Origin of the sequence: Flavobacterium cauense R2A-7 (genome assembly GCF_000498475.1) — a bacterium.
Taxonomy (GTDB): Bacteria; Bacteroidota; Bacteroidia; order Flavobacteriales; family Flavobacteriaceae; genus Flavobacterium; species Flavobacterium cauense.
The window spans coordinates 61831-71894 of record NZ_AVBI01000010.1; the positions used below are offsets into that span (position 1 = coordinate 61831).

Here is a 10064-nt window from a genome sequence, read left to right on the forward strand (position 1 = left end):
GTCATGAACAAAACAGTAAGTATAAATTTAGGAGGTTTTTCTTTTCATATTGACGAAGACGCCTATCAAAAATTAAGTCGCTATTTTGATGCTATAAAACGTTCCCTTTCCCCAGACGGAAGAGACGAAATCATGAACGACATCGAGAGCAGAGTTGCTGAACTTTTATCAGAAAAACTCTCAAACGAAAAACAAGTGGTTGCACTTGCAGAAATTGATGCAGTAATTGCTGTTATGGGACAACCGGAAGATTACCGTATCGAAGACGAAACAACGCAAACTACTTATACCACTTACAATCCGTCAGGTTCAAAAAAATTGTACCGTGACAAAGAAAAAGGAATGCTTGGTGGGGTTTTGGCAGGTCTTGGACACTATTTTGGCGTAGATCCGCTTTGGTTGCGTATCATTATGGTAATCTTACTTTTCAGTTGGGGAATCGGGTTTATTCCTTACATTATCCTTTGGATTTTAGTACCGGAAGCCAAAACCACTTCTGAAAAACTGGAAATGACCGGACAACCCATTACCATTTCAAATATCGAGAAAAAAGTAAAGGAAGGCTTTGGCGAAATCTCTGACACAATCAACAATATCGATCATAAAAAAATTGCTGACGGTGCCAAAGACGGAGCCCAAAAAGTAGCCTCTTCCATAGAAGATGTATTCATGACCATTTTTAAAGCCATCGCAAAAGTAATCGGGGTTTTCATCGTAATCTTTTCAGCTATGAGTTTGCTGGGAATTATCGTTGCGTCCTTAATGATGCTGTTCTCAGCCGCATTACCGGAATTACCTTGGGCACACGAAATTAACGGCGGAAATTTATCAGAAATCCCGTTATGGCTTATCGGAATATTGATGCTTTTCACAATCGGAATTCCATTATTCTTTTTATTCCTTTTAGGACTGAAAATTTTAATGCCGAATTTAAAATCAATCGGCAGTTTCGGAAAAATGACGTTACTTGGTCTTTGGATTATTGCGGTAATCAGTTCTATTTACTTCGGCGTTCGTCAGGCAACCGAATCTGGTTTTGACGGAAAAGTGGTTAAAAAAGAGCAATTATTGATTAAACCAACAGATACGTTAAACATCAAATTCCGTTTCAACGATTATTTCTCAAAAACGGCAAAAGGAAATACCGATTTCCGATTCACACAGGATTCAACACAAAATGAAGTGATCTATTCGAACAATATCGAATTACACATCCTGAAAACTACGGAAGCACCTTACATTCAGATTGAAAGAACGGCGGAAGGAAAATCGTTATCCGAAGCAAGAAAACGTGCAGAAAAAATCAGATATAACTTTGAAATTCAAGGAAATACATTAATTTTAGATAATTATTTGCTAACCGAAATCGAAAACAAATACCGCAACCAAAAAGTTAAAGTTTTTGTTTACATTCCTGAAGGCACTGTAGTTCATCCGGATGAAAATGCTGGAGAATATATTGAAAACGATTATTCTAACTACTATTTTGGTCATGACGACGAAAGCCGTTACTACCGATTGGAAAAAGAAGAATTAAAATGTCTGAACTGTCCGGAAGAAGAGGAAGAATACAACGAAGAAGAAATCGACAGTACGGGAACTAAAACCACAACGGTTACCATAAACGAAAATGGTTTGCAAATCAAAGAAAGAGAAAAAGTAACCAACAAAACAGTTGAAGGTGTAGAGGTAAGAAACGACAAAGTAATTATCACTACAAAAAACTAAAAGCAAAATCATCAATCATCAATCAAAATAAAATCACCCGACAATTGTCGGAACAAAAACCAACACTATGATAAAAGTAGTCATTCACCTCACAAAAATAGTAATCGCAACTGTTGTTGCCTTACTGTTTGCCTCCTGCAACATGAACATCGGTTCGCTCAAAAAAGTAGAAGGAAACGGCAATGTTGTAACTAAAAACCGAAACCTGTCGGCAGATTTCACATCCGTCAAAGCCAGCAACGGTTTGGAAGTTGTTTTGGAACAGGGAACCAATACTGAAGTTAAAGTGGAAGCCGATGACAACCTGCAGGAACACATCAAAACCGAAGTTTCCGACGGGGAATTAAAAATTTATTCCGATGTGAATATCCGTAATGCGAAAGCTAAAAAAATATTCGTTCGGTTGGCCCGCTTAAATTCATTGGAAACCTCAAGCGGTTCATCGGTTAGCAGTGTAAATGTTTTGGAAAACACATCGATGGATTTCTCCTCAAGCAGTGGTAGTGAAATCGATGTAAAAGTCAATGCCGCGACTGTTAGTTGCAAAAGCAGCAGCGGCAGTGAAATCAAAATCAGCGGAAAAGCCGACAAATTGGATACAGAATCATCCAGCGGCAGTACAATTGATGCGGAAAATTTAACCGTTAAAAGTGCAATAGCTGATTCATCAAGCGGCAGCAGCATTTCCCTGAATGTCTCCGAAAAATTAACGGCGGAAGCCAGCAGTGGAAGTTCGGTTTCCTATGAAAAAGAACCCAAAACCATTACTAAAAAAATGAGTTCCGGAGGAAGCATCAGTGAAGAATAAAAAGAAAAGAGGTTATAAAACCTCTTTTTTTTAAACCAACTTCAAAACAACTAAGAATTTACTTATTTTTACATATTCACTAAAAAAACAATATACTTTATGAAGCAGTATCATTTAAAGGTATTTACAATAACCGCCTTATTACTGGGCTCTTACATTGGAAATGCTCAGGATACCAAACCTTCGAATTATAATTATAACGAAGCCTTTGGTAATAATTTTTACACCAAAAACGGAACGGAAACCCGTTCGGCAAGCGGACAACCCGGAGCAAAATACTGGCAAAACAGAGCCGATTACACGTTAACGGCCAATTTAAACGAGCAAAACAGTGAAATCACCGGTTCTGAAATTCTAACGTACACCAATAACAGTCCGGATAAACTTGCTTTTCTATGGATGCATTTGGATCAGAATTTATTCAAAAAAGATTCCCGTGGAAATGCTGTAATTCCGGTAAGCGGAAGTCGAAACGGCGCAAAAGGTCAGGATTTTGATGGTGGTCATAAAATAAAATCCGTTAGCATAATTAGCCTTCAGAACGGTAAACAGGTTGAAAAAGAAGCAAAATTCACCATTGCCGACACCCGAATGCAAATCATTCTTCCGGAAGAAGTAAAAGCCAACGGTGGCACTGTAAAAGTGAAAATCAATTTCTCTTACATCTCTCCTATTCACGGATCAGACAGAACCGGAATTTTAGAGACCAAAAACGGAAAGATATTTGCCATCGCACAATGGTACCCGAGAATGTGTGTGTATGACGACGTGCGCGGATGGGACACACATCCTTATTTAGGTGCCGGCGAATTTTATCTGGAATATGGTGATTTTGATGTTGCCATAACTGCTCCTGCGAATCATATTGTAGTATGTTCGGGTGAATTACAGAATCCACAAGAAGTGTATACTGCCGAACAGCAAAAACGTTGGGCTCAAGCCAGACAAAGTGATAAAACGGTAATTATCCGTTCGGAAGACGAAGTTACCAATCCGTCATCACGACCAACCGGAAAAACCACATTAACGTGGAAATTCAAAATGAAAAACTCGCGCGATGTTTCCTGGGCTTCTTCTGCCGCTTTTATCCTTGATGCAGCAAAAATTAATTTACCAAGCGGAAAAAAAGCATTAGCCATTGGTGCATATCCGGCAGAAAGTAACGGAAACGATGCTTGGGGCCGTGCTACGGAATACACCAAAAGTTCTATTGAAAATTACTCCAAAAGATGGTTTGAATATCCTTACACTACAGCCATTAACGTGGCGGCAAACGTGGGCGGAATGGAATATCCGGGAATTGTATTTTGTTCTTCGCGTTCCAAAGGCGACGATTTATGGGGCGTAACCGATCATGAATTCGGTCATTGTTGGTTTCCTATGATTGTAGGCTCGAACGAACGTTTATTCGCATGGATGGACGAAGGTTTCAATACATTCATCAACGGAATCAGCTCGGAGGATTTCAACAACGGAGAATACAAACAGAAACAACGCAACATGCACCGCGCATCACAAATGCTGACCAACCCTGAAATGGAGCCGGTAATCAGTGCGGCCGACAACTTAAAAGAAGCCAACCTGGGTATATTAGCCTATGAAAAACCGGGATCCGGTTTAAGTATGTTACGCGAGCACATTCTTGGCAAAGAACGTTTTGATTATGCTTTCAGAACCTATGTAGAGCGCTGGGCTTTTAAACACCCAATGCCGGATGACTTTTTCAGAACGATTGAAAATGTGGCCGGAGAAGACTTAAACTGGTTCTGGAGAGGTTGGTTCATGAACAACTGGCAAATGGATCAGGCAATTAACAAAGTAAAATATGTTAAGAACGATCCGAAACAAGGCGCGCTGATAACCATTGAAAACTTGGAAAAAATGCCAATGCCTGTAATACTGCAAATCAAAACCAAAAGCGGTGCCATTTCAACGGTTAAATTACCGGTTGAGATTTGGGAACGCAACAAGGTTTGGACCTTCAAACACAATTCTACCGAAGAATTAGAAAGCATTACCATTGATCCGGAAAATGTATTCCCAGACATTAATGGCGATAACAATGTATGGACCGATGCTAAAAACGGTGTTGAAAAATCGCCTGTATTAGACGGTTATTTAGGCAAATTTTCAAGCAAACAAATTCCTGTAAAAATCACCTTCACACAAGAAGACGGTGAACTTGTCATCAATAGTGAAGGACAGCCATCACTTCCATTGGAAAACAAAGGAAAAGATAAATTCGCTTTCGAACAAGCCGGTATAATCGTTCAATTTAACGAAATGAAAAATAGTTTTTCGCTAAAAATAGGAGAACAAAGTTTCGAATTTACCCGCGACAAATAATTGAAAAAATCATTTTAAAGTCTAAAATTAAAAACATCAGTATTAGCTGATGTTTTTTTTTATATTTGTGTAAACTAAAGAACGAAACCCAAATGAAAAAACTTTATTTTCTACTAATTGCATTAGTAATTACTTCGGTTGCGCTAGGTCAGAAAAAGGAAAAAATCAAAGGTTCCAAAATTGTAACGGTAACACAGAAAGAGGTTGAACCGTTTGAAAATCTGGAAATTGAGGACAACCTTGAAATTTTCATTATCAAAGGCGACAAACAATCCATAGAAATTGAAGCCGATGACAACCTGCATGATGTGCTGAAATATGAAATGGTGGGGAGTTCGCTTCGTTTGAGTTCTACCAAAGAAGTCACCGGCGCTAAAAAATTCAGCGTAAGAGTTACTTATACCGATATTTTAAAGCTGATTACTGTAAAACAGGAAGCGCAGTTAAATTCGTTGGCTGATTTGCAACTGGATGAAATTACTGTGAAAAATTATGATTATTCCAAATCGTATCTCAATGTAAAGTCAACCCATTTTACTTTGTTGATGAACGATAAATCCAAAGCAGAACTGAATGTCAAATCCGAATCTGCCACTTTAGAATTGAGTAAAAACGCCGAACTGAAAGCCTTGGTTGCGACACAAAACCTGAAACTGGATTTATATCAAAAAACATCTGCGAATGTTGAAGGAGATGCCGCTATGGCAAAAATCCGTTTGGATAACAATTCTAATTTAACGGCTAAAAAATTAATCGCTACTGAAATGGAATTAACTGCAGAAGCTTACAGTAACGTGAGCGTAAATGCAACCACAAAAATAAGCATAACGGCTACTGGAAAATCGGAAATCCAATTGTTTGGAACTCCTAAAATCAATATGATAAATTTTGCTGACAATGCCACTTTGTACAAGAAACCGCAACAATAATCTGCTGATTGTTCAAAAAAAATCCCATTCTAAAAAAGAATGGGATTTTTTTTAATAATTCCATTGGCGCTGTTTGTCCAATTCTTCCATAACATCAATTTCTTCCTGAGGAATCACCTTTAAAAAAGAAGGATGCTGTTCAATGGCATATTCGATTTTTTCAACTATTTCTTCCACTGTATCATTTTCATAATCAATCTGCAGCGGCTCTTTGATAATGAACGATTGTAAAATCCCTTTTTTCTTCAAACGCAATCCTTTCTTATCAAACGATCGGCGGAAGCCATCAATTACAATTGGAACTACAATGGGTTTATGCTGCTTGATAATATGAGCGGTGCCTTTTCGAACAGGTTTAAACGATTTGGTAGTTCCCTGCGGAAAGGTAATTACCCACCCATCAGCCAACGCAATTTTGATATTCTCAGTATCGTTCGGGTTGACTTCTTTTTTCTCATGATCGGCAACATCTTTTCCGCCAGCTCTCCAGGTTCTTTCAACCGTTATAGCCCCTACATAAGCCAAAATTCTCGGCAACAATCCGGACTGCATGGTTTCTTTGGCGGCAACATAATAAATGTTTAATTTCGGATTCCACAAGTACAATACGTTTCTGATGTTGTCTTCGCGTCCTTTTAAACTTGCGTTAAACACATGAAACATGGCCACAACATCCGCAAAATAAGTTTGATGATTGGATATAAAAAGTACGTTTCGATCCGGTAAAGCTCTTATGATTTCGGAACCGTCCACTTGAAGCTGATTGAATCCGCGGTAGCGTCTGTGTGTCAATGCACCGAAAATTCGTATCAGCCATTTTTTTATAAAAAGTATATGACCAAAAGGATTTCTTTTAAATAATCCCATAATTCTTAACAGATTTAGTTCTAAAAAAGAGGTGCAAATTTAAACATTTCAATCTATTCAAAGCACTTTTCGGATGGTTTCTTTGAGTTCACTCATCATCATGGCAGTAGCGCCCCAAACCACATATTTATCAACGTTAAAAACCGGTACACTAATATTATCGGCATACGAGGTAGACATTACCACCTGGGTTATTATCCGATCATCCAAAAGATCCCGCAAAGGCAATTCCAATACTCTTTTTACTTCATACGGACTAGGGTCAAAAGTCACTTCTTCCTGAACAATCCCTAAAAAAGGCGATACTAAAAAATTGCTCGGGGGAATATACAATTCACTGAATGGCTTAATCACCTGAATAACATCGGGAGAGATTCCAATTTCCTCATGGGTTTCCCGAAGCGCGGTAAATTCGAGATTAAGATCCGTTGGTTCCGCTTTACCACCCGGAAAAGCAATTTGAGAAGCATGAATTCCGGGGTACGAATTACGAACAATCAAAGCCAGATGCGTTTCCTTGTTTTTGGGATACAAAAGCATCATGACAGCAGCCTTTCTGGGGTTCTTGTCTAAATAATCTTTTGTAGAAAGTGAAGAAACTCGCTCAAGTGGCGCCATTTTCATGTGCGCTTCTACCGATAGTAGCTTTTCTTTTTCTATTTTTGGAATGTATTTTAAAAATTCCGAAAAATCCATTGTACCTGTTTTTTAATCACCAACTATAAAGTTACCTCAAAAATTACTTTTAACAAACTTATATTCACAGAAAGATGTTTAGCAAAGAAGAAGCACAACAAATAAAAAAGGAGTTCTGGACCGCTTTCGCCGAAGCATATCCCCGTAAATGGCTGTTGTATGACACCAAAATAAAAGGTTTTACCTTTAAATTTCATGTAGACAATAAAAAAGCACAGGTTTTAATCGATATTGAACCCAAAGATGAAGAAAAACGAAAAATCTATTACGAAAAAATCGAATCTTTAAAGACCATCTTACTGGAAGAATATCTTGAGGATGCTATTTTCGAAAGGAACTTCTATCTGGAAACCGGAAAATGCATCAGTAAAATTTGGGTGGAAAAAACCGGAATCAGCTTGTTCAACAAAGCTTCCTGGAATGAAATTTTCGACTTTTTCAACGAAAAAATGGATGCTTTCGAGCGTTTTTTCTACGAATATGAAGATTACATCCGCGATTTGGAAATCAACACCTAATATAAAACCGTTCGAAAGAACGGTTTATTTTTTATTCTTTTCTTCAATCCATTTGGCCATATAATGCGTGCTTTGCAAAGTATGATGCTGCAACATGCTCCCAATAAAATTGTGTCGTCGATGCGTTTCCAAATCGGATAACAAAAACTGAATTGCAGCATGCAACCGCTCAAAAAAATCGGTTGCAGCAAATCGGTTTTGAATTATAGTAAAACCTTGATATTGTTTCAATTTCCAAAGCGGTTCATCGGTATAGAGTGCAACCGCTTTTTCGATAAAACTTTCATTATCATCTTCAATAAAACCATTCCACGATAGATTATCATGCATCGACTCCGCTCCCACCGATGTGGTTACCGAAGGCGTTCCGTATAGCATAGCTTCCAATAGTTTTCCTTTAATTCCGGCGCCAAAACGAATGGGTGCCAGCAAAACTTTAGCCGATTCTATAACTTGTTGTGCGCTTTCAGCCCGTCCTTTGATATAAAAACGTTCTTTGGGATTGTCCAACTGAAATACTTTATGCGAAGGATAAGCACCGTAAATCAAAAGATTAGCCTTTGGCAGTTGCTTACTCAAAAGTGGCCAAATCTCCGTTTTCAAAACCTGAACACAATTCCAATTCGGCTCGTGCAGAAAGTTTCCGATAAAAACAAAATCTTTTCGTTCGTCAAACGGTAAGCGATTTTCAAATTTATTCATAACCGATGCTTCCACCACAATCGGCAGATAAAACAACAAGCATTTATCGACTTTAAAAACGGATTGCAGCAATTCCATCTCATATTCCGAAATCATCAACGTCAGATCAGAACGAAAAATACTCGCTACTTCTCGTTTTGCGACATCTGAAAAAAGCATATCCGTAGTAGACTCCAACTTCTTTTTATACGCCGATTGCCTTGCATCACGTAAACAATGCAAATCTTCGGTATCTAAAACCCGCAACGCTTTCGGACAGTGTTTTGCAACGCGCCAACCGAATTGTTCTTCCACCATAAACCGATCAAAAAGAACAACATCAGGTTGTAATTCACATATAAAATCGTCAAAACTGACATTATTCATCATCACCACCCGACTTTCAACACCAATAGCACTCAAATCGACAGCAAAATCAGAACTTACAGACGTACTCGCATAGGCAACATCGTAAGCCTGTGACTGAAAGAAAACTATAAGCTGCAACATGCGGCTACCGGCAGCCGATGAATTAGGTTCGACCCAAACCGAACTGATGATTAAGAGTTTTTTATTCTGCATGTTCAAAAATACTCCGCTACGGGTTACAAATCCAAAAAAGAGCTTAATTTTGTGTAAAATAATGTGAAATGTTAGGTTTAAAATTAACTACCGACCCAAGATGGGTAAATATTGTAGAATCCAATATTCAAGAAATTTTGACGGATCACGCCTGGTGCGAACAAAAAGCGGCCACAAATGCGATTCATATCATCGCACAAAATCCTGAAAACGAGGAGTTGGTGACAGAAATGACGCAAATTGCCCGTGAAGAAATGGAACATTTCCAAATGGTACACGAAATTATAAAGCAACGCGGACTCAAATTAGGTCGTGAGCGCAAAGATAATTACGTAAGCGAACTCTTCAAATTTTCAAAAAAAGACGGCAGCCGAAACGATTCTTTAATCGAACGTTTGCTGTTTGCAGCCATGATTGAGGCGAGAAGTTGCGAGCGTTTTCGAGTGCTTTCCCTAAACATAAAGGATGAGAAACTGGCAAAATTTTACCACGAGTTAATGGTAAGTGAGGCCGGACATTACACTACTTTTTTAAAATTAGCCAAGAAATATTCGAAAAAAGTCGATGTTGATAAACGCTGGAAAGAATGGCTGGATTACGAAGCCAGCATCATCGTCAATTACGGAAAAGAAGAAACCGTTCACGGATAAAAAACTAAAGACCAATTCATTACGGATTGGTTTTTATTCATGGCGTGTCCTTTTAGGCCGGGCTGTCCGTTATTTCTTTTCTTCCGCTTTGCTCCATGAAAGGATGCCACTTCCATCCCTCACTCAATTCCGAATTTCAAAATACCACCTGACTTCAAAATAAAAAAAACTCTCGTCGGAAGTAAAATTCTAAAAAAATTGATTATTAATACCCTACGAATTACATCCACATTCCTTTTTTTCTCTAAACCGGTTCTAA

At 38.4% G+C, this 10064-nt stretch carries 9 protein-coding genes; 6 read left to right on the top strand and 3 right to left on the bottom strand.

The annotated features are described in order from the left end of the window. Positions 1 to 3: 3 nt before the first annotated feature. The 4 genes from FCR2A7T_RS03770 to FCR2A7T_RS03785 all read left to right on the top strand — a co-directional run bounded on the left by FCR2A7T_RS03770 (position 4) and on the right by FCR2A7T_RS03785 (position 5811). Positions 4 to 1728 carry a PspC domain-containing protein gene (locus tag FCR2A7T_RS03770; protein WP_023569953.1) on the top strand — a complete coding sequence of 575 codons (1725 nt, stop codon included), beginning with the start codon at positions 4 to 6 and terminating at the stop codon, positions 1726 to 1728. A gap of 67 nt (positions 1729 to 1795) precedes the next feature. After that, complete coding sequence (locus tag FCR2A7T_RS03775) at positions 1796 to 2536, top strand: head GIN domain-containing protein (RefSeq protein ID WP_023569954.1); 741 nt, start codon at positions 1796 to 1798, stop codon at positions 2534 to 2536. Between the two features lie 99 nt (positions 2537 to 2635). Continuing rightward, the gene (locus FCR2A7T_RS03780) at positions 2636 to 4882 is read left to right on the top strand and encodes a M1 family metallopeptidase (protein ID WP_023569955.1); all 2247 of its coding nucleotides are present in this window, start codon (positions 2636 to 2638) and stop codon (positions 4880 to 4882) included. Between the two features lie 92 nt (positions 4883 to 4974). Then, entirely contained in the window at positions 4975 to 5811 is an 837-nt protein-coding gene (locus FCR2A7T_RS03785) for a GIN domain-containing protein (protein WP_023569956.1), read from the top strand. Positions 5812 to 5862: 51 nt separating this feature from the next. On the opposite strand, the gene FCR2A7T_RS03790 is transcribed toward FCR2A7T_RS03785, so the two are convergent. Continuing rightward, positions 5863 to 6678: a lysophospholipid acyltransferase family protein gene (locus tag FCR2A7T_RS03790; RefSeq protein WP_023569957.1), complete on the bottom strand. Its 816-nt coding sequence runs from the start codon at positions 6676 to 6678 to the stop codon at positions 5863 to 5865. 57 nt (positions 6679 to 6735) lie between these two features. Continuing rightward, complete coding sequence (locus FCR2A7T_RS03795) at positions 6736 to 7374, bottom strand: NUDIX hydrolase (RefSeq protein WP_023569958.1); 639 nt, start codon at positions 7372 to 7374, stop codon at positions 6736 to 6738. Positions 7375 to 7448: 74 nt separating this feature from the next. Here FCR2A7T_RS03795 and FCR2A7T_RS03800 point away from each other — a divergent pair, with 74 nt between their 5' ends. Further along, positions 7449 to 7892, top strand: coding sequence for a DUF4268 domain-containing protein (locus FCR2A7T_RS03800; protein ID WP_023569959.1), 444 nt, complete (start codon positions 7449 to 7451; stop codon positions 7890 to 7892). Positions 7893 to 7916: 24 nt separating this feature from the next. Here FCR2A7T_RS03800 and FCR2A7T_RS03805 read toward each other — a convergent pair whose 3' ends face one another. Further along, the gene (locus tag FCR2A7T_RS03805) at positions 7917 to 9155 is read right to left on the bottom strand and encodes a glycosyltransferase (protein WP_023569960.1); all 1239 of its coding nucleotides are present in this window, start codon (positions 9153 to 9155) and stop codon (positions 7917 to 7919) included. 68 nt (positions 9156 to 9223) lie between these two features. Between FCR2A7T_RS03805 and miaE the strand changes: the two genes are divergently transcribed. Beyond that, positions 9224 to 9805: a tRNA-(ms[2]io[6]A)-hydroxylase gene (gene miaE, locus FCR2A7T_RS03810; RefSeq protein WP_023569961.1), complete on the top strand. Its 582-nt coding sequence runs from the start codon at positions 9224 to 9226 to the stop codon at positions 9803 to 9805. Positions 9806 to 10064: the final 259 nt, after the last annotated feature.

Excerpts from the sequence above, each read along its gene's own strand:
- FCR2A7T_RS03770 (WP_023569953.1), top strand. The coding sequence starts at position 4 with ATGAACAAAACAGTAAGTATAAATTTAGGAGGTTTTTCTTTTCATATT.
- FCR2A7T_RS03775 (WP_023569954.1), top strand. The coding sequence starts at position 1,796 with ATGATAAAAGTAGTCATTCACCTCACAAAAATAGTAATCGCAACTGTT.
- FCR2A7T_RS03780 (WP_023569955.1), top strand. The coding sequence starts at position 2,636 with ATGAAGCAGTATCATTTAAAGGTATTTACAATAACCGCCTTATTACTG.
- FCR2A7T_RS03785 (WP_023569956.1), top strand. The coding sequence starts at position 4,975 with ATGAAAAAACTTTATTTTCTACTAATTGCATTAGTAATTACTTCGGTT.
- FCR2A7T_RS03790 (WP_023569957.1), bottom strand. The coding sequence starts at position 6,678 with ATGGGATTATTTAAAAGAAATCCTTTTGGTCATATACTTTTTATAAAA.
- FCR2A7T_RS03795 (WP_023569958.1), bottom strand. The coding sequence starts at position 7,374 with ATGGATTTTTCGGAATTTTTAAAATACATTCCAAAAATAGAAAAAGAA.
- FCR2A7T_RS03800 (WP_023569959.1), top strand. The coding sequence starts at position 7,449 with ATGTTTAGCAAAGAAGAAGCACAACAAATAAAAAAGGAGTTCTGGACC.
- FCR2A7T_RS03805 (WP_023569960.1), bottom strand. The coding sequence starts at position 9,155 with ATGCAGAATAAAAAACTCTTAATCATCAGTTCGGTTTGGGTCGAACCT.
- miaE (WP_023569961.1), top strand. The coding sequence starts at position 9,224 with ATGTTAGGTTTAAAATTAACTACCGACCCAAGATGGGTAAATATTGTA.